This is a genomic window from Ruegeria sp. YKSF070, assembly GCF_059612725.1.
On the sequence record NZ_JBXWRD010000009.1, the window covers coordinates 122,942 to 140,900 of the forward strand.

The 17,959-nt window shown below is 62.7% G+C and carries 17 protein-coding genes; 13 read left to right on the forward strand and 4 right to left on the reverse strand.

All coding sequences use genetic code 11. From position 1 onward, the window contains the following. Window positions 1-25: 25 nt before the first annotated feature. The 9 genes from AC2FL1_RS07400 (at window position 26) to AC2FL1_RS07440 (ending at window position 9,739) form a co-directional block, all read left to right on the forward strand. The gene (locus tag AC2FL1_RS07400) at window positions 26-1,798 is read left to right on the forward strand and encodes an adenylate/guanylate cyclase domain-containing protein (protein ID WP_496876471.1); all 1,773 of its coding nucleotides are present in this window, start codon (window positions 26-28) and stop codon (window positions 1,796-1,798) included. 110 nt (window positions 1,799-1,908) lie between these two features. Then, entirely contained in the window at window positions 1,909-2,328 is a 420-nt protein-coding gene (locus tag AC2FL1_RS07405; RefSeq protein WP_234222042.1) for an acyl-CoA transferase, read from the forward strand. A gap of 50 nt (window positions 2,329-2,378) precedes the next feature. Next, window positions 2,379-2,978, forward strand: coding sequence for a 2-hydroxychromene-2-carboxylate isomerase (locus tag AC2FL1_RS07410; RefSeq protein WP_234222041.1), 600 nt, complete (start codon window positions 2,379-2,381; stop codon window positions 2,976-2,978). 132 nt (window positions 2,979-3,110) lie between these two features. Then, window positions 3,111-4,055, forward strand: coding sequence for a phage tail tube protein (locus tag AC2FL1_RS07415; protein WP_496876472.1), 945 nt, complete (start codon window positions 3,111-3,113; stop codon window positions 4,053-4,055). A 2-nt stretch (window positions 4,056-4,057) separates the two neighbouring features. Then, on the forward strand, window positions 4,058-4,513 hold the full coding sequence (locus AC2FL1_RS07420; RefSeq protein WP_496876473.1) for a phage-derived protein YdaY family protein: 456 nt from the start codon (window positions 4,058-4,060) through the stop codon (window positions 4,511-4,513). A 68-nt stretch (window positions 4,514-4,581) separates the two neighbouring features. Continuing rightward, a complete protein-coding gene (locus tag AC2FL1_RS07425; RefSeq protein WP_496876474.1) occupies window positions 4,582-4,740 on the forward strand; it encodes a DUF7697 family protein in 159 nt (52 codons plus the stop codon). Further along, a complete protein-coding gene (locus AC2FL1_RS07430) occupies window positions 4,733-7,219 on the forward strand; it encodes a phage tail tape measure protein (protein ID WP_496876475.1) in 2,487 nt (828 codons plus the stop codon). The genes AC2FL1_RS07425 and AC2FL1_RS07430 overlap by 8 nt, the downstream gene beginning before the upstream one ends. Next, a complete protein-coding gene (locus AC2FL1_RS07435; protein ID WP_496876476.1) occupies window positions 7,212-8,894 on the forward strand; it encodes a vWA domain-containing protein in 1,683 nt (560 codons plus the stop codon). Before AC2FL1_RS07430 ends, AC2FL1_RS07435 begins: the two co-directional genes overlap by 8 nt. Beyond that, window positions 8,891-9,739 (forward strand): phage BR0599 family protein, encoded by an 849-nt coding sequence (locus AC2FL1_RS07440; protein ID WP_496876477.1) that lies wholly within the window; start codon window positions 8,891-8,893, stop codon window positions 9,737-9,739. Before AC2FL1_RS07435 ends, AC2FL1_RS07440 begins: the two co-directional genes overlap by 4 nt. Before the next feature lie 190 nt (window positions 9,740-9,929). Here the strand turns inward: AC2FL1_RS07440 and AC2FL1_RS07445 are convergent, their stop codons facing one another. The 4 genes from AC2FL1_RS07445 to AC2FL1_RS07460 all read right to left on the reverse strand — a co-directional run bounded on the left by AC2FL1_RS07445 (window position 9,930) and on the right by AC2FL1_RS07460 (window position 13,791). Then, the gene (locus AC2FL1_RS07445; RefSeq protein WP_234222191.1) at window positions 9,930-10,139 is read right to left on the reverse strand and encodes a cold-shock protein; all 210 of its coding nucleotides are present in this window, start codon (window positions 10,137-10,139) and stop codon (window positions 9,930-9,932) included. Window positions 10,140-10,890: 751 nt separating this feature from the next. Beyond that, the gene (locus AC2FL1_RS07450) at window positions 10,891-11,124 is read right to left on the reverse strand and encodes a helix-turn-helix domain-containing protein (RefSeq protein WP_234237379.1); all 234 of its coding nucleotides are present in this window, start codon (window positions 11,122-11,124) and stop codon (window positions 10,891-10,893) included. A 61-nt stretch (window positions 11,125-11,185) separates the two neighbouring features. Next, on the reverse strand, window positions 11,186-11,785 hold the full coding sequence (locus tag AC2FL1_RS07455; protein ID WP_496876478.1) for a rhodanese-like domain-containing protein: 600 nt from the start codon (window positions 11,783-11,785) through the stop codon (window positions 11,186-11,188). Between the two features lie 236 nt (window positions 11,786-12,021). Then, window positions 12,022-13,791, reverse strand: coding sequence for an alpha/beta fold hydrolase (locus AC2FL1_RS07460; RefSeq protein WP_234184533.1), 1,770 nt, complete (start codon window positions 13,789-13,791; stop codon window positions 12,022-12,024). A gap of 182 nt (window positions 13,792-13,973) precedes the next feature. On the opposite strand from AC2FL1_RS07460, the gene AC2FL1_RS07465 reads away from it, so the two are divergent. The 4 genes from AC2FL1_RS07465 to AC2FL1_RS07480 all read left to right on the forward strand — a co-directional run. Next, complete coding sequence (locus AC2FL1_RS07465) at window positions 13,974-14,222, forward strand: hypothetical protein (protein ID WP_164128633.1); 249 nt, start codon at window positions 13,974-13,976, stop codon at window positions 14,220-14,222. Beyond that, the gene (locus tag AC2FL1_RS07470; protein WP_496876479.1) at window positions 14,219-14,440 is read left to right on the forward strand and encodes a hypothetical protein; all 222 of its coding nucleotides are present in this window, start codon (window positions 14,219-14,221) and stop codon (window positions 14,438-14,440) included. Before AC2FL1_RS07465 ends, AC2FL1_RS07470 begins: the two co-directional genes overlap by 4 nt. Further along, complete coding sequence (locus AC2FL1_RS07475) at window positions 14,433-17,174, forward strand: phage tail protein (RefSeq protein WP_496876480.1); 2,742 nt, start codon at window positions 14,433-14,435, stop codon at window positions 17,172-17,174. The genes AC2FL1_RS07470 and AC2FL1_RS07475 overlap by 8 nt, the downstream gene beginning before the upstream one ends. Before the next feature lie 22 nt (window positions 17,175-17,196). Beyond that, window positions 17,197-17,959 (forward strand): hypothetical protein (locus AC2FL1_RS07480; RefSeq protein ID WP_496876481.1); only part of this gene is annotated, 763 nt, incomplete at its 3' end.

Sequence of the window (17,959 nt, forward strand, 5' to 3'; positions counted from 1 at the left end):
CCCGGACTGCGCTACTTCTATTGCCATGGACCGCAAACTTACGACCATCCTCGCAGCCGATTTGGCTGGCTATTCACGTCTCATGGCCTTGGATGAGGAAGGGGTAATTGAACGGCTCCGTGCAGCCCGCAGTCAGGTGATTGACCCGGCCATCGCCGGAACGGGTGGCAGGATCATCAAAACTATGGGGGATGGGCTGCTCGTGGAGTTCCCTTCCCCAGTGAAAGCGGTCCGCGCGGCGTTGCAGGTGCTGCGCGATATGCAGGTTCAAGAAGCCCCGGCCCCAGAAGACCAGCGCCTGCAGTTCCGGGTTGGCATCAATCTAGGCGACGTCGTGATCGACGGTGACGACGTTTTGGGTGACGCGGTGAACGTTGCGGCCCGGCTTGAAAGCCTGGCACCTGTGGGTGGGCTGTGCATATCGCGAAGTGTATACGATCAGATAAATGGGCTTGTGGACGCGCAGATGACGCCGCTCGGCCCGCAAGCTGTCAAGAACCTGCCAAACCCGGTCGAGGTCTGGCGCGTAGAGGTCGCCGGAGCCAAGAAACCTCAGGCCACAACGAAACGAAACGAGCGGCCTTCAATCGCCGTGCTGCCGTTTGATAACATGTCCTCCGATACCGATCAGGAGTTTCTTGCTGACGGTATCGTCGAGGACGTGATTACCGAGCTCAGTAGGTTCCGCTCGCTGATGGTGATCGCTCGCAATTCGACTTTTGCCTATAAGGGCAAAGCGACGGACATCCGCCGGGTTGGTCATGAACTCGGCGCGCGTTACGTGGTGGAAGGCTCGGTGCGGAGGGGTGGTAACCGGCTCCGGGTGACGGCACAGCTCATCGAGGCTAGCACTGGGGCGCATGTCTGGGCTGACCGCTGGGACCGGACGCTGGATGATCTCTTCGCGCTTCAAGATGAGATGACCCAAGCCATTGTGACCGCCGTAGAGCCCGAGCTCGGCGCGCATGAACGGCGCCTCGCACGGATGCGTCCAACTGAGAGCCTAACTTCTTGGGAACTTTGTCAGCGCGGCTGGTCGCGGCTTGCTGAATACACCGCTCAGGCGATGGATGAGGCTGAATCTCTTTTGAAACGCTCCGCCGAAGCCGACCCGCACTTTGCCCTTCCGCGAGCCTTGCTCGCGCGACTAATGAACATTCGTGTTGGCGCCGGATTGAAGGACCCTAGCGGGCCGATACGCGAAGGTCTGGTGTGGGCACGCGAGGCGCTTGAGATCGATGACCGTCTGGAAATCGCACAAGCTGCGCACGGCGTTTTGCTAGCCATGTCTGGACAGTCCAAGGAGGCCACCGATGCCGTCAATCTAGCAACTGCGCTCAACCCCAACAGCGCGTTTTGTCATCATGCGTTGGGTCTCGCCGAAATGTTCAAGCAAGAACCTGACGGGATGAGGATGGCAGAAGCCGGCCGGGCTGCGTTGCGTCTTAGCCCCAAGGACCCCACGGCACATGCGTTTCAGAACATCGTGACAGTCGGCTTGTTGATTGATCGCCTCGATCACAACGATCCAGAGTTCATTGCCTCCGCACAAGCCGCATCACGACTTCCGGGCACAGCATGGTACACGCATCTGCTTGCGGCCTTCGCAGAGCTAGCGGACGGGAATGCAGATGCTGCACGGCAATGTATTCAGTCTGCGTTGAAGATGCGGCCCGATATGACGCTTGCGACGTACCGCACAATCTTTCCATTTCCGAAATCTGCGGCGCTTTTTGAGATCGGAGATCGCAATGGCGCAAACGAGCGAATTATCGAATTGGGTCTGCCGCGCGGCTAACTGCGCGTTCTGCGCCAGTCACCTCCGCGAATGCGCAGTTGCAACTAGATGCAAGGTCGGCGTTTGGGTCGAAGCGGACCTTCTCCGCACCCGCAAGACAGCGAAAGCCAATGCCCACCACCCGCGAAACCATCCTCGCCGCGCTGCACGCGCGGATCTCTGTGCTGCCCGCCACCGCGCTGCGCGGTGAGGTGCTGCCGGAGCGCGTCCCGGTCGATGGACTGCTTATCCTGCGCGACGGCGAGTCGGGCGAACCCGAGGTGACGCTGTCGCCACTATCCTATCACTACCAGCACCGGGCTGAAATCGAGGCCGTTGTTCAGGGCACAAACCGCGATGGGGCTTTCGACGCCCTCTGCGCTAACATCGGCGCGGTGATCGCCGTCGACCGAACTTTGGGCGGGCTCTGCGACTGGATCGAGGCGGAAGCGCCGCGCCCCGTGGAGCTGCCGGTGGAGGGAGCGGCCGGCCTGAAAGCAGCCGTGATCCCCGTGGTTCTGCACTACACAACCGCCGATCCGCTTGCGTGATATGGCCCCGAAACCTAGGCTTCTTCGAGCGGCTTGACGGAGGACAGGGAATGAGGCCGATAGATTTCTGGTTCTCGATCGGAAGCACCTATAGCTTCCTGACAGTAATGCGCCTGCCGGCCTATGCCCGTGAGCACGGTCTGAAGATTTCCTGGCGGCCATTCAACGTACGCTCGATCATGATCGAGCAGAAAAACATCCCGTTTGCCGACAAGCCGTCCAAATCCGCCTACATGTGGCGAGATATTGAACGTCGCGCCGCAAAATACGGCCTTTCGGCCAGCTTGCCTGCACCATATCCGTTGCAGAACCTGGCACTCGCCAATCAGGTCGCGCTCCTCGGCATGCAGGAGGGGTGGGGCGAAGACTACGTAATTGCCACCTATAGAAGATGGTTTCAGTTGGGGGAACCCGCTGGAATCGAACCAAATCTCTCGGATAGCCTGAAGGAAATTGGCCAGGATCCGGCTCGGATCATCGAAACCGCGAACTCGGCCCAAATCGAAGACGCTTTGGCCCTTGAAACCGAGAAGGCGAAATCTCTTGGTATCTTCGGCGCGCCCAGTTTCCTGGTGAATGGAGAGGTCTTCTGGGGTGACGACAGGCTGGACGATGCCGTGTCCTGGGCACGGAGCGGCCGGGTCGCCTGAAACGGCGGACACTGACACGTTGATCCCGTGTGCCAGGGTAGCCGGAATACGTGGCGGTTATTCTGAAGGATAGGCATGGCCAAAGTGGCGGCACCGACGGTCACTCTTTGAACACCACAAAAGGAACTGATCATGGCACGAGCCCAAGGGGCGCGGGCGCAGATGGCGCTTGCGTTCGAGACCGTCTATGGCACGCCGCCTGCTGGCGGCTTCACGAAAATGCCCTTCGCAAGCACCACGCTCGGCGCGGAGCAGCCGCTGCTGAACTCCGAACTTCTGGGCTATGGCCGCGATCCGCTGGCCCCGATCAAGGATGCGGTGACGGCGGACGGCGATGTGGTCGTGCCGCTCGACGCCGAGGCTTTCGGGTTCTGGCTGAAGGCAGCCTTCGGTCAGCCTGTCACCAGCGGTACGGCGCCTGGACCGTTCACCCACGAGTTCCAATCGGGGTCTTGGACGCTGCCGAGCCTCTCGATCGAGACCGGCATGCCGGAGGTGCCACGCTTTGCCATGTATTCCGGCTGCGTGCTCGACCAGATCACCTGGCAGATGCAGCGGTCCGGCCTGCTGACCGCGACGGCGCGGCTGGTGGCGCAGGGAGAGACGGTGGGCACGGCGTCTAGTGCCGGTGCGCTGGCAGACATTGCCCTGAAGCGCTTCGGCCATTTCAACGGACAGGTCACCCGGAACGGCAGCGCCCTCGGCAACGTGGTTTCCGCCGACATTACCTATGCCAACAACCTGGATCGGATCGAGACCATCCGCAGCGATGGCCGCATCGACGGGGCGGATCCGTCGATCGCGGCGCTGACCGGCTCCATCGAGGTCCGCTTCGCCGACCAGACGCTGGTGACGCAGGCGATCAATGGCGAGGCCTGCGAGATGGATTTCGCCTATGTCCTGCCCTCGGGCGAGAGCTTGCGCCTAACCGTGCACGCCGTCTACCTGCCGCGCCCGCGCATCGAGATTTCCGGGCCGCAGGGCGTCCAGGCCACCTTCGACTGGCAGGCCGCCCGCGACACTGTGGTCGGCCGGATGTGCACCGCAACATTGGTCAACGATATCGAGGTATACTGAGAATGCTCACGCTCGACCTGACGAACGCGCCGCGTTGGCATGACCTCGCCCCTGGCGTCCGGCTACAACTGCGCCCACTGACCACGGCGCTGATGGTGGCGACCCGCAGCGATGCGGCCGTCGAGGCGGTTCCCGGGGAGGCCTCCGACGAGGAGCGCGCCGTCGCCTTCGCCAAGGCGCTCGCTCGCCGGGCGGTGCTCGCCTGGGAGGGCATCGGAAACGCCGAAGGCAACGCGATCGATCCGAGCCCCGAGGCCATCGACGCGCTGCTCGATATCTGGCCAATCTTCGAGGCTTTCCAGCTGACCTACGTCTCCAAGGGCCTGCTGCTGGAACAGGAAAAAAACGCCTCAGCGCCCTTGCCGAATGGTCCTTCGGCGGGGGCGACCGATATTGCCAAGCCTGCGCACCCTTCGAGGGCCGCGAGCAAGCCTGCCAAGACTGCCCGGCGCGACTGAACCGTCCGGTCACATTAGAGGGCTGGCAAATCTGGGACCTGATCGGCCGTCTCGGAGGCCAACTCCGCGTGCTGCCGGGCGCTGTCATCGGCTGGGACATGTCGGCGGCACTGGCACTGGGTGACGCGCTCGGCGTGCCGCCTCAGGCTATGGCCGAACTGTTGCCTGCCGTTGAAGCGGTAATGGTCGCCAAACTCAACGAACAGATGGAGCATTCCCATGGCTGAGAAGCGCGTTTCCGTCCGCCTTGCCGCTGTTGGCGGGCGACAGGTGCGTGCCGAGCTCGAAGGTGTCGGGGAGGCCGGGGCGCGCGGTTTCGGGCGGCTCAGCCGGGAGATGGAAGCGGCCAACGCCCGGCTCGCCGGGTTCGCCCGCCGTGTGCGTGTGGCGGCTGCAGCGGCTGTCGCTGCCGCGACCGCCGCGGGTGTCGCCATGGTCCGCTCTGGCCTGCAGACGGTGGACGCGCAGGCCAAGCTGGCGCAATCGCTCGGCACCACCGTCGCCTCGATCCAGACGCTGGAACGCGCGGGCGAACTGGCTGGCGTTTCGATGTCCGGCATCGAGCAGGCGACCAAGGATCTGACGCGCCGCCTGAGCCAGGCCGCTGCCGGCACTGGCCCCGCGGCCGACGCGCTCGACCGACTTGGCCTGTCCGCCAGCGACCTGATTGCCCTGCCACTGGACGAGCGTGTGGGTGCCATCAACGCCGCGATCGAGAATTTCGTGCCCGCCGCCGAGCGCGCCGCGGTCGCGGGGCAGCTCTTCGGCGAGGAAGGCTCCATCGCCATGTCGCGCATCGACACCGCGACGCTGCGCCAGGCGACAGAAGACGTGCGCGCCTTCGGGGTGGTGGTCTCCGAACAGGACGCCGACCAGATCGAGCGCACGAACGATGCAATCTCGCGGTTGGGGCTCATCTGGCGCGGGCTGTCCAACCAGCTGGCCGTTGCCGCAGCCCCCGCGCTGGAAGCGGTGACCAACGCCATGGCCGCGCTCGCGAACCGCACCGGGCCGCTTGGACAAGCCATCACGGGCCTCTTCGAGAATATCGGCCGCCTGACCACCTATGCCGTGACCTTCGCGACCTTCCTCGCGGGCCGCTGGGTCGCCGGGCTGGCAGTTGCAGCCCTCTCCGTGCGCGGCTTGGCGACAGCGCTGATGGTCCTGCGCGGGGCGCTGATCCGCACCGGCATTGGCGCGCTGATCGTTGGCGCCGGCGAACTCGTACATCAGTTCACCCGGCTGGTCTCCGGCGCGGGCGGGTTCGGCATCGCGATGGCGCTGCTCGGCGATCTCGGGGCCGAGGTCTGGGGCCGGATTGGGCTGGGCCTGGCCAGTGTCGGTGCAGCCTTCGAGGCCGGGTTTGCCGGGTTTGAGGCTGTCGCAGCCTCCGCGCTGCAGGGTGCGCTTGAAGCCGTGGTGGGCTTTGCGAATGCCGCCGTGAACAGCTTCGAAGGCACCTTCGAAGCAATCAAGGCGATCTGGTCTCTGCTGCCCGCTGCGATCGGCGATATCTCCTTCCAGGCCGCCAACAGCCTGATTGCCGGCGTCGAGGCGATGCTCAACGGTGTCGTTGCCCGGATCAACGGGTTCATCTCCGGTGTAAATTCCGGGTTGGAGGCCCTCGGGGTCGAACGGCGCATTCCGATCGTGCCCGATCTCGACCTTGGCCAGATCGAAAACCGCTTCGAGGGCGCCGCGTCAGATGCGGCAAGCGTTGCCCGAGCCGCCTTCGATCGCGCCTTTGCCGACAATCCGCTCACCGTGCCCGATCTTGGGCTGGCAGCAACTGCCGATGCCGCGCGCGGACGTGCGGATGCCGCGCAGGCCGCGTCCCTCGATCTTGCAGCTCAAGCCACCGCTCCGCTGGCCACGCTGGATCTTTTGCGCACGGCCGTCTCTGGGTCTGGCCAGAACGGCGACGCGACCAGCGAGGCCGCAGCGGCCACGGAACGGCTGAACGCGACCCTCGGCGAGACCGAAGCCGCACTGGGTCGGGCGGGATCTGCCGCCGGTGGCGCGGGCGGCGCGCTGAAGCAGGCGGCCGAGGCCGGGAGCAAGGCCTGGGATGGGGCAAAGACCGCCATCGAACGCACGAAGGAGCTGGCCAAGGGTCTGGCCGAGGATATCACCGGTCCGCTGAAAGAGGCGCTCAAGTCCGGCGAGCTCAGCTGGCGCAGCTTTGCCCAGGCGGTATCCGGTATTGCTCAGAACCTCGCCAACCGCCTGATCGACTCCGCCTTCAAGCCAATCGAGGATGCACTCTTTCGCGCCTTCTCCGGTGGTGGAGCAGGAGCGTCCGGCGGCGGGGGCGGTCTCTTCGGCTGGATCACCAAGGCCATCGGCGGGCTCTTCGGCGGCGGCTTTGCCAGGGGCGGTGTCTTTGCGCAAACCGGACAAGTTACCGCCTTTGCCCGCGGTGGGGTTCTGGGTGGCGGTATCGTGGATCGCCCAACGGTGTTTCCCTTTGCCCGGGGTATCGGCCTCATGGGCGAGGCCGGACCAGAGGCGATCCTGCCCCTGCGCCGGGGACCGGGCGGACGGCTCGGGGTGGAAGCGGGGACGGCACAACCCGCGCCGCAGATCACGCCACGGATCATCAACGTGCTCGATCCCGGGCTGGTGGGGGACTATCTCGCCACGCCCGCCGGCGAACGCGCCATCCTCAACGTGATCCGTCGCAACAGAGGAGCTTTTGATGGCTGATCTCCTCTGGCCCTTTGCCGCGCATGGCCCGGCGACCGAAGTCCTGGACTGGCGCACCGACGTGCTGCAGAGCGAGGCTGCCGAACAGCGCCTGTCGCTGCGGGATACCCCGCGCGAGGTGCTGACCCTGCGCCACCGGCTCGACGGCCCCGGTTTTGCCGAGGCCCTCGCACTGGCCTGCCGGGGTCTGGCGGGCAACTGGATCGTGCCGCTCTGGCACATGGCCAACAGCGGCAACGGTGATATTTCCTCCGGAGACACCAGCCTGACCATTACGGCGCGTTATGCCGATTACCGGGCGCCCGGCTTTGCCGTTGCCGCCAGCAATGGTGGGGCTGCGCATCTGCTTTCCGTGGCCGCGGCACATCCGGACGGGATTGACCTGACATCCGCAACCGGGGTCGCTCTCACCCACCCGGTGATCGCACCGGCGCGGCGGGCCCGCTTGCTGGCGCCACTGGAGATCGAACGCCGGCACGCGGATCTCGGCTTTGTCACCGCTCGGTTTCTGCTGCAGGAGAGTGCCGATCTCTCCGGGCTTCGGGGTACCGCGCTCTACATTGCCATTGATACCAGCACATCGATGTCGGGCACCAAGATCACCGCGGCCATGGCAGCGGTGCGGGCCCTGGTCGATGAACTGGCCGGCAGTGTGCCACCCGCCTTGCGCAACGACATCTGCATCCTGCTCTGGCACGAAACGGTCGCAGACATGCAGGTGCGACGCGACGCCGATCGCCAGGATCTCACGTACCTGTCGGACTGGCTGGCCCAGCCGCCGGTGCTGCGGGGTGGTACGGATTTTGCCATGGCACTCAGCGAAGCCCAGGGTTTCTTTGCCGGCGCTGGAGCCAAGCGACGGATCATCCTGTTTCTGACCGATGGGGAGCCCTATCCATTGGGCTCGGCCACCGCAGCCGTGGCCCTGTTGGAGACCATCGCCGATGTGGAGGTCTACGGGTTCAATATCGGGCTCACCAATACCAGCTGGACCGCCATGCTGGACAATACGCCGATCGATGGTGTGCCGGTGATTGCGCCGGGTGATACCGACAGCCTGCGCGACACGCTGCTGGGCACGCTCTTCGGCAGTCCACGCTATCGCGGCCGGGATGTGCTGATGGACCCGAGTGTCCTGCGCCAGCCTTTGGCCGAGACCCTGTCGCAGAGCTTCGACGGTGTCGACAGCGGGCTGGGCCCGGTCGTGTTCGAACCCCTGCGCGATCTGATCGAACATGGCTCTGTCCTGACGCTGAAGGACATCGGCCCAGAAAACACCTGGTCCCGACGCCGGTGGCTACATCACCTGCGCGGCCGGGCCCGGGCCTTCTGGCTCCCCACCTGGGGCCGCGAGCTTGTCCTGCAGCAGGAGGCCCTTTCCGGCGACGATGTCCTGATCGTCGCGCCGCGCCTTGAACCCTCCGACTGGATCGGCCGGCATGTGCTCCTCGATCTGCCGGGACAGCCGATCTTCCGCATCATCACCAGCGCCAGCCTTGATCCGCTGGGCCTGCGCCTCGGGATCGACCCGCTCGACCGGCATGTTCCGATCACCACGCCGGGGCATCTCCTGACCCTGGTGCGGCTCGATACCGACCGGATCGAGATCGAGCATCGGCCTGCGGGGACCGAGCTCAGCTTCCCCGTTCTGGAAATTCCGAATCTGACCCCATGACCTACGATGACCTCGAGATCTCGACCGCTGAAGGGCGGCCGCTCTTTCTCTATCGCTTTGCCGAAGGCCCCACGACCTGGCGCTTTGCCAGTCGGTCCTCGGACTGGGTGGTGCCCGGCGGCACGCTTGCCGATGAGCCGGGCGATACCACCTGGACCGCCTCGGCCTTGTCCCATGGCAATGTCGTCCAGAGCGGCGATCCGCGCCGGGTCGATCTGAATCTCACCTTTCCGCTCTCCGATCCCTTCGCCCGCCGCTGGCTCGGGCCGCGGGGATCTTCGGTCACCACGCTCACCATCTTCCGCGGCCATGAGCAGGTGCCGGGCGAGCTGGTCGCGCATTGGAAGGGCCGCATCGTCTCGGCCCGGGTGGAAGGTGTGCGGATCGTTCTGCGGGCCGAGTCGCTCTTCACCGCCATGCGCCGCCAGGGCGTGCGCGCCCGCTACCAGCGGCTCTGCCGTCATGTACTCTATGTCGGCGGCTGTCGGCTCGATATCGAGAGCTTCCTGGTCTCGGCAACAGCGACAGCCCGCTCCGGGCAACAGATCACCGTGCCCGAGGCCGCCTTGCAACCCGATGGCTGGTATCGCGGGGGCGTATTACGTCATGCGGGTATTCCGGGCTTCATCACCGGGCACACCGGTGTCACCCTGACGCTCTCCGGCCGGATGCCTGCACTCGAGGCGGAAATCGACGATCCCGGCCTCATCGCCAGCATCCAGATCGCCCCCGGTTGCGACCTGCGCCGCGACACCTGTGCGAACCGCTTCGACAACCTGCTGAACTTCGGCGGGTTCCCCGATATTCCCGGCAGGAACCCGTTCGGGGGGACGAGTATTATTTGAGGTGGTATCCAGGAGTCAGACCGCCGAAGCTGCTCAATGTTGATGGGCAGACATCAGATGAAAATTTTCAGATGACTGCTTCGAGACCAAAATTTCAGTTAGTCACAACGCAGCGAATGGCCGCTTCTGAGTGGATGGGCCTCTAGAAAGCGGCAATTGTTGCCGCTTTCAGGCATCGTTACCGAATTGCTTACTGCAATTGCAGGTTTTCAGCGGAGGACTTACCGCGCATACGATCCTCCACAATTTCGAACAAAACCTTCGCGCCTTCCTTCAGGCTGTCGAGCCCGGAGCGTTGAACCGCGCTGATGTGCACGAAAGTGTCACCGCTGCCGTTATCCAGCTCGATGAAGCCGTAACCTTTGGTTTCGTTGAACCATTTTACAGTGCCTTTTGTCATGAGATTATCCTTTTAATGACATTGTGCGCCCGCCGGGATTGGCCAGGCTATTCGCTGCTTTCAGGCAGCAGATTTCGTGAACTCGCCAATCTTGGAAAGCATACGATTCAAGCCGTCCCGGGCATGCGCCGGGTCAATCTTGAGTTGTGGATGAAAGTTCCGCTTGGGGGATGTGTTCCGCGCAGTCGTTACAGACGGTCTGCGGCTTTCGGCATGGCCGAGGGTGTTGTTTTTGGTCAAACGTATATGGTCTCGTACCGTACAGACGATCAGTCGCTGTAGGCACTTGGTCTCTCTAATCTATTGGGAAGCTCGTATGAAATAGCCGCCGTCGTTTCTGTGCTCTCATGGAGCTATTCAAGACAACGATCAGGGGATCACGGGCGAGAATATTTTGCCGCTGATTTGGTCATCCACACGCGGCGTTGCTTGTGCCCTACAGTGCAAAGATTAAGAAAGCAACAACTCATTTCAGAGCAGACATTAGTCCAAAGTCAACTTAGTCCTCGTCCCTCAGAGTAGCCCTAAGCCAATCCTCGGTCTGAGCCGTCTCCCCCTTGGAAAGCCGTCGTAGACGGAGCGCGTCCTTCCCCCGGTCAACGTCTTGGGCACCGTGCCGTCGGGCCGTCCTCACTTTACCCCCCAAACCCCGAAAGCCTCTCTCCCATGGTCTGGAACTTTGTCGTCCAGATTGTCGCCAGCCTTGTGCTGACGGCGATCTCTTATGTGCTGGCGCCGCGGCCGAAGACGGTCACCGGCGCCCGATCGAAAGCTCTTCAAGACTGCAGTTCAAAGCTTCCGCGATGCGCGACAACTCCGCTTCTACCACAGGGCGACGGCCCTTTTCGATATTGCTGATCGAAGACGGATGCGCGAAACCCAGCGATTTCGCCAACGCTGTTTGTGTCATGCCTCTACGGAGGCGCAAGTCGCGTAGTCGGCTTCCGAAACCGATCCATTGCTGATAGTCCAGAGTGTCTCGCATCGACTTCTTCCCCGAAGATCTGGACCGGATCAACTCCGCTACGCCTCCGCAAAAAGACCAATCAGTATGCCTGATCGCCCCGGATCTTGTATGACCAGGTCAGATGAGCGTTTTTCCAACCATTCACGGTTCGCGCGCCTTGCGGGTCTTTGTCGCCCTCGAACCCATCGACTACGGAATAGACGTTGGAGTAGCCCAGTTGTGCCAGCAAATTGGCTGCTCGCGCACTGCGACTGCCAGAGCGACACATGAGGATGATTGTGCCTTCCTTCGACAGTCCTTTTTCGCGAACGAGATCGTTCACTTCTGTCGTGAAATTGGAATTCACCGTCATCTTATAGGTGCCCTTTTCGTCGTCGAAGTCCCAGAATTCGTCCATCACCATGTAGGGAATGTTCTTGTCTGCCTCCTCCGCTATGCCGACAAACGATACCTCTGCCCGGGTCCGGATATCGATCAGTAGTGCGTCCTTCCGGACGGAAAGAAACTCCCCGGTCTCCACAGCTGTCAGGTAAAGACCAAGGGTTGTGCGCTTCTCGTCCGGCAGGCTTACAGGCTTGATTGCCGAGACAAAATGGACTGGGTCATCGGCGAAGGATATCGATGGTACGTACAGAAAAAAGGCGCCAAATATTGCGCCAAGAAAGCGAAAATTATTCATTTTTTGGAACCTCCTGGAACTAAAAGAACGATAGGGCATATCGGATAAGTCTTGGGTCTCAGCATATGCATTGGCTGCGGGCGCAATATGAGGCTTTGCGATCACTCAATCGTGTCGCTTACCTAACGTCATGTCCCAGATTGGACATGACTTTGTCTTATGTAAGAATCCATCTCCGGCAACTGGCCCGGCATCATGGTCCGGCAGGCGGTGCTCTTTCGGAATTCCGTCGCGGGTCAGACCAGCAGAGTTGAAACCGCCTCGAACACCAAGGCGGGTTTTTCAAAAAGAAGGAGTTGCCCCGCCTCGGGCACGGATCGTGTGTGCACGTTGTCGAAACGTTTCGTGAACTCAATCACATCGCGGATTGGATACTGTGGATCCTCAAGACCGTGAACATGGATACTTGGAATACCAGCCGCGCTCACCTGCTGTACGTAGCCAGACCAATCCCTCACTACATGAAGGGTATCAGTAAATGCTCCTAAATACCCTTGATCTGTAGCGAAATGCACGCTGCGCTTTAACAGATCGCGCAATTCTGGTCGCTGCGCGACTGCGTGATCGCACGTACCTTCTTCATAAAGGGTGGCGAGAAAGGACTGTTCCCCCGCTGCCCGGATTTGTGCAATGCCGGATTGTAGTAAAGGTGGAAGAAGATCCGGTGCGAAGCGCATAAGAAACGCGATCAGTCTCTGAGTCTGTGGCATGGCAGCGAATTGCTTGGTTTTGAGAACCGGTATGCTTGACGCAGCATGCACAAGGCCTGAGAAGCGGTTCGGCACAGCAGCAGCCAAAGCATAGCCGTAAATGGAGCCGACGATATTGGTGAGACAAACGGTCTTCTCGATTCCGAAATGGTCCAAAACGAAAACCAGATCCTCGACTAGTCGGTCCGGCTCATTTTCTGGCACACCCGGCGATGGATCTGACATACCAAAATGCGGCCGGGCTGGCGCGAGGAGCCGAATTCCAAGTTTTTCAATATGATCCATCGCTATTTTCGGCAATTCGCTTCCAAATAGCATGCCATGGATGAAAAGGATGGGTGCGCCACCCTTTGGCCCTTGTTTGCGCACTTCAAGCATACGGCCATCTGGAAGCGTGAGAATATCGAGTTCGGGTACTTTGTCGCTTGGGACACTGTGCAGCGCCGGCGCCCCTGCTACGGTCTCTCCGACCAGCGCGACGATCCGGTTGAGGTTCGCGATCCTGCCAGCTTCTGTCTTTGCGAGAATGGATTTGATCTGGTTGCGGATAGTCCCCTCCGACCGGTCGAATTTTAGAGCAATTGCGCTGATGCTTTCACCAAACGCCAACGGTTGAAGGACCCTCAGCTCTGCTGAGGTGAGGCCGAAAGAGGTCTGCAATACATTTTCAAGTTCTTCGGACCAATCGACCACGAGAGCCTCTAGACACAAGAAATTCTCGCCATCAGATTCACATCGCAATGTTCTCGCAATGATATGGAACGCGTCACCACGCAGAATGCGTATGCCTACATAACGACCGTGTACAACGTGGTCGGTTACCGCTTTGCGAAGCTGTATTGCATCATCAGCATGCAGTCTTCCGGCTAGTACATCCACATTTGGCTGAGCAACACCCAGCGCTGCACACGTCGCGTGGCTAGTGCTGACGATCCTGCCCTTCGAATCGATCAGCATGGCAAGGCCTCGCCGATCAGAGATCCGTTCGCGTAAACTACCAGGGATGATCCGGTTTGGTTGGTTCGCGAGTCGTGCTTTCAAATTTGTGAAGTGTAAGGCAAGTCCTCGATCTGCCTCGATGACATCGATATCAATTTCGGACAGATTGCGGATTTTCCATGCATTTACAGCGGAGTGTTCAAGATAATCCGCGAGCGCGGACACGAAACTGCCATACGCGTTAGGATTGATCGCTGCTTCATAGATCGCGGCGATCAACAAGTCTCTGATAGGCACAGGACAAGTACCGTCCGGGCCTACCTCGCTCTTACCGGTTTCGAGAGGCGAAGCATCCATTCAATAATTCATACATTAATCTTCCCGTTATCCAAACATAAGCGACTTGGACGTAAGCAGCAGAATTTTGGGTGTTAGTTTGCCAACCCAAAAATGAAAATTCCTTCCCCCGTTCGATCCTCTTTGGAACGCTGCCGTCAGGCCAGCTGCACAGAAACCCCCCAACCCCGAAAGCCTTTCCCATGGTCTGGAACTTTGTCGTCCAGATTGTCGCCAGCCTTGTGCTGACGGCGATCTCCTATGTGCTGGCGCCGCGGCCGAAGACGGCGCCGCCGAAGGCCGCGGGGCTCGACGCGTTCGACCTGCCGACGGCGGAGGAAGGCCGGCCCATTCCGGTGGTGTTCGGCACGGTGCTGCTGCGCGGGCCGAACGTGGTCTGGGCGGGAGACCTGAAGGTCGACCCGATCCGCAAGTCCGGAGGCAAGAAGTGACACGGGTGATTGTCCGGGACCTGCGCGCCGCCCGGCTCTGCCTGCAGGGCGCGCGCGGCTGGTTTGCCCGCCACGGGCTCGACTGGCAGGCCTTCCTGCGCGAGGGCGTGGATGCGGAGGTGCTGGCCGCCACCGGCGACGCGCTTGCGATACGGGCCATTGCCGAGGCCGAGCGGCGGCTGGCGCAGGAGCGGGAACAGGAGCAGAGCCATGGGTAGTTCCGCCATCGTCGGCTATCGTTATGCGCTGGGGGCGCATCTGGCGCTCTGCCATGGGCCGGTGGATGTGATCCGCGAGATCCGCGTCGATGACCGCACCGCCTGGTCGCTGGCCGATGGCACAGTCTCCGGCAGTGGCGAGGGTGTCGGCGCGGTGACCACGCTTCTGGCCAATGCCACTGCCGCGGCCTTTCCGGCGGGCGAGCAAGGCACTACCGCCGCGCTCAACATCTACGGCTCGAATGGCATTCCCGGCCTCTCCCTTGGACAGGCGCTCGATCTCACGCTGCTGGGCAGTGGCACCACGCATCGGATCATCCTGCGCGGCATCGCCTTTGACGAGCGCGAACACCTGACCTGGATGCAGGTCGAGCCAAAGACCCTCTCCTTTGCCTTCCAGGCCGTGAGCCTCAGCACCGTGCCCGGCAGCGGATCGTCCAGGGACGAGGGAGACATCCCCGCGCCGGGGACCCGCATCCGCATCGACAAGCCCGAGCTCTTCGGGGGCGAGAGCCGCGAGGGCGGCATCGTCGGCGATATCGACATCCTGATGGGGGCCCCCGACCAGGGGCCGAACAGCTACCTCGCCGCCCGGGCCGGAACAGAGGTGCCCGGGTTCCGTGGACTCTGCAGCCTCGTGCTGCGCCAGGTCTACATGGGGCTCAACCCCTATCTGAAGCCCTGGGCCGTCCGGGTCACCCGGATCCTCACCGCCGAGGATGGCGCGGCGCAATGGTATCCGGAGACGGCCGAGATCGGTGCGGTGGAACCCGAGAGCGATCCGGCTTCCGACCCGGGCCCGGACATGAACCCGGCCCATATCATCCGGGAATGCCTCACCAACCGGACCTGGGGGCTTGGCTACGGGGCGGCGGATTTCGGCCCCAGCTTTGCGGCTGCCGCAGACCAGCTCCTTGCCGAGGGCCTTGGCCTCTCCCTCCTCTGGCAGAGCGATGCCAGTCTCGAGGAATTCCTCGGAGACATCCTGCATCACATCGACGCCCAGCTCTATGTCGACCGCCGCACCGGCCGCTGGGAGCTGAAGCTCATCCGTGACGATTACGACCCCGAGACCGTGCCGGTCTTCGATGCCACCAACGTGGTGGACTGGGGCGAGCTGGGCCGGCGCGAAGCGGTGGACCTCGTCAACAGTCTCACCGTCACCTTCTCCGACCTGCGCACCAACCAGCTCGGATCGGTCAGTGTCACCGACACCGCCCGGGTGCAGCTGATGGGACAGGTGATCTCCACCACGGTCGACTATCCCGGTATCCGGCGCGAGGACCTCGCCGTGCGCCTCGCTGAACGCGACCTGCGGGCCCTTTCGGCACCGCTCCTCTCCGGCGAGATCACCGTGAACCGGCAGGGCGCCGATCTCGACCCCGGGGATGTCATCCGGCTCGTCAATCCCCGGAGGGGTCTCGAGGGGGCGCTGCTGCGCGTGGTCGAGATCGATCACGGCGACGGGCGCGACAACCGGGTTCGCCTCAGGCTCGTGGAAGATGCCTTTGCCCTGGGTACAACCGCCCTTGTCGGTGGTGAGGTGGTATCTCCGCCCACGTCCTTCCTCTCCGCGCCACGCCCGCTTCAGCGCCGGCTGGTAAGGGAATCCCCGTATTGGCTGCTGGTGCAGGAGATGGGACATGCGCAGGCCGATGCGGAGCTTGCTTCTGATCCTGACGCGGGTCTGCTGATGGCCGTGGGCGAGCGACCCTCTGCCGATGCGCTCGACGCGCTGGTCTGGGTCGATACCGGATCCGGCTATGCCAGTGACGGCACCACCAGCTTTGCACCAACCGCGATCCTCGATGCCGATCTCGGCGATGATCCCGAGGAGGTCTTGCTGCCCCTGCGGGACTGGACCGGTCTCTCGGGTCTCGCCACAGGCACGCTGGCCGCCATCGGCGACGAGTTCGTCCGGGTCGATGGCCTCTCGGCCAATTCGATCACCGTCGGCCGCGGCTGTCTCGACACCGTGCCGCTGGCCCATACAGCCGGCACCCCGGTGATCTTCTGGCAGGGACATGCGGAGACGACATCCGGTCGTTATGTTGCCGGCGAGAGCCTTCCGGTCCGGATCCTGCCGCGCACCGGGCTTGGCACCCTGACGCTGGCGCAGGCGCCCACCGATCTCGTGACATTTGCCGCCCGCGCGATCCGTCCCCTGCCGCCGGGCAATCTCCGGGGCGATGGAGGCTTCGTATCCCCTTTGGCCAGTCCCGAGGCCATGCTGACCTGGGCGCACCGGGACCGGCTCTCCCAGACCAGTTCCGTCTTCGACAGCTACCTTGCCAGTGATATCGGCCCGGAACCCGGGGTGACCTACCAGGTCCGCATTCACTGGGTCGATCCCGACACCGGCGAGACCCTGGAACCGGCGGCCGCGGTGATCGAGGCCGGCACCGCCACCAGCTGGACGCTGGCCGAGGCGGATTATCCCGAACCCCCGCCCGGCGTCGAACAGGCGGCCCTGCGGGTGCGCGCCGTCCGGGGGTCTCACGAGGACCGGGCCTTCCGCGCCTATCGCGTGACCCTCGGCGGCAAGGTTCAGGTCTCGGCGCAGGATTTGGTGCTGCTCTGTTTCGGCACCGGCATCGACGTAGTTGCACAGGATCTGATCCTGACCTGCGCCGGGCCGGGCCTCGACATTATCGAGCAGCACCTGGTGCTCGATCTCCGGCCGCCCGGTCTGGGCGTGATCCAGCAGGAGCTGATCCTCGAACTCACCCCCTGATCTCCAACCACGGGACTTCATCATGACCGATTACCTGATCACCAACAGCGCATCCCTGCTGGGTGGCGTCGAGGACGCCTCCGTACCGGGGAGTTACAACCCGGTGTTTGCCTCCCATGCGCTGCGCTTCGAGGCCGAACAGGCGGCCAGCCTCTCGCTGCCCGGTGTGACCGACATCTGGATCCGGGCCGATTGCTATTACGATGACTTCAACCGCACCACCTCGGGGGATGGGTTCTTTGCCTCCATAGGCCTGCCCACGGTCGATATCGCCCGGATCGATCTTAACAACGGGGCGATGACCTTCGATTATGCCACGCTCAGCAACTCTGCACCCAGCCTGACTGGTGCGCCGGTCACAGGCTTTCCCGATGCCACGCTCTTTACCTTCGACATCCATATCGAGACCGGCGCTGCCGTGGCCGGCAATGTCGATGACTACAGGGTCACGGCTTATGTCGATCTGAGCCAGGTCGGGCAGGTTCTCGGCAAGGCGGACAAGGTCAATGGCGCAGGGGCGGTGCGGTTCGACTTCGGCGGCACCAATTTCCTCGACGGCAATGGCCGGTTCTTTCTCTCCAATGTGCTCGTCTCCGACCAGGACACCCGCGGCCGGCGCTTCCGCATCCTGCGGCCCACCGGGCCGGGGGCGCTCGCCACTGCCGTGGGCGGGCATGCCGAACTGGGCGATGGCGATCCCGCCACCTTTGCCTATGCCCGGGCGGCCGGGGATGCGGTGACCTCCACCCTCACGCCCGGGGCCACCCCGCCCGGTACCATCGGCC

Bases quoted from the DNA above. Each gene is read 5' to 3' on its own strand.
- AC2FL1_RS07400 (WP_496876471.1), top strand. From the start codon at position 26: ATGGACCGCAAACTTACGACCATCCTCGCAGCCGATTTGGCTGGCTAT.
- AC2FL1_RS07405 (WP_234222042.1), top strand. From the start codon at position 1,909: ATGCCCACCACCCGCGAAACCATCCTCGCCGCGCTGCACGCGCGGATC.
- AC2FL1_RS07410 (WP_234222041.1), top strand. From the start codon at position 2,379: ATGAGGCCGATAGATTTCTGGTTCTCGATCGGAAGCACCTATAGCTTC.
- AC2FL1_RS07415 (WP_496876472.1), top strand. From the start codon at position 3,111: ATGGCACGAGCCCAAGGGGCGCGGGCGCAGATGGCGCTTGCGTTCGAG.
- AC2FL1_RS07420 (WP_496876473.1), top strand. From the start codon at position 4,058: ATGCTCACGCTCGACCTGACGAACGCGCCGCGTTGGCATGACCTCGCC.
- AC2FL1_RS07430 (WP_496876475.1), top strand. From the start codon at position 4,733: ATGGCTGAGAAGCGCGTTTCCGTCCGCCTTGCCGCTGTTGGCGGGCGA.
- AC2FL1_RS07435 (WP_496876476.1), top strand. From the start codon at position 7,212: ATGGCTGATCTCCTCTGGCCCTTTGCCGCGCATGGCCCGGCGACCGAA.
- AC2FL1_RS07440 (WP_496876477.1), top strand. From the start codon at position 8,891: ATGACCTACGATGACCTCGAGATCTCGACCGCTGAAGGGCGGCCGCTC.
- AC2FL1_RS07445 (WP_234222191.1), bottom strand. From the start codon at position 10,139: ATGACAAAAGGCACTGTAAAATGGTTCAACGAAACCAAAGGTTACGGC.
- AC2FL1_RS07450 (WP_234237379.1), bottom strand. From the start codon at position 11,124: ATGCGAGACACTCTGGACTATCAGCAATGGATCGGTTTCGGAAGCCGA.
- AC2FL1_RS07455 (WP_496876478.1), bottom strand. From the start codon at position 11,785: ATGAATAATTTTCGCTTTCTTGGCGCAATATTTGGCGCCTTTTTTCTG.
- AC2FL1_RS07460 (WP_234184533.1), bottom strand. From the start codon at position 13,791: ATGGATGCTTCGCCTCTCGAAACCGGTAAGAGCGAGGTAGGCCCGGAC.
- AC2FL1_RS07465 (WP_164128633.1), top strand. From the start codon at position 13,974: ATGGTCTGGAACTTTGTCGTCCAGATTGTCGCCAGCCTTGTGCTGACG.
- AC2FL1_RS07475 (WP_496876480.1), top strand. From the start codon at position 14,433: ATGGGTAGTTCCGCCATCGTCGGCTATCGTTATGCGCTGGGGGCGCAT.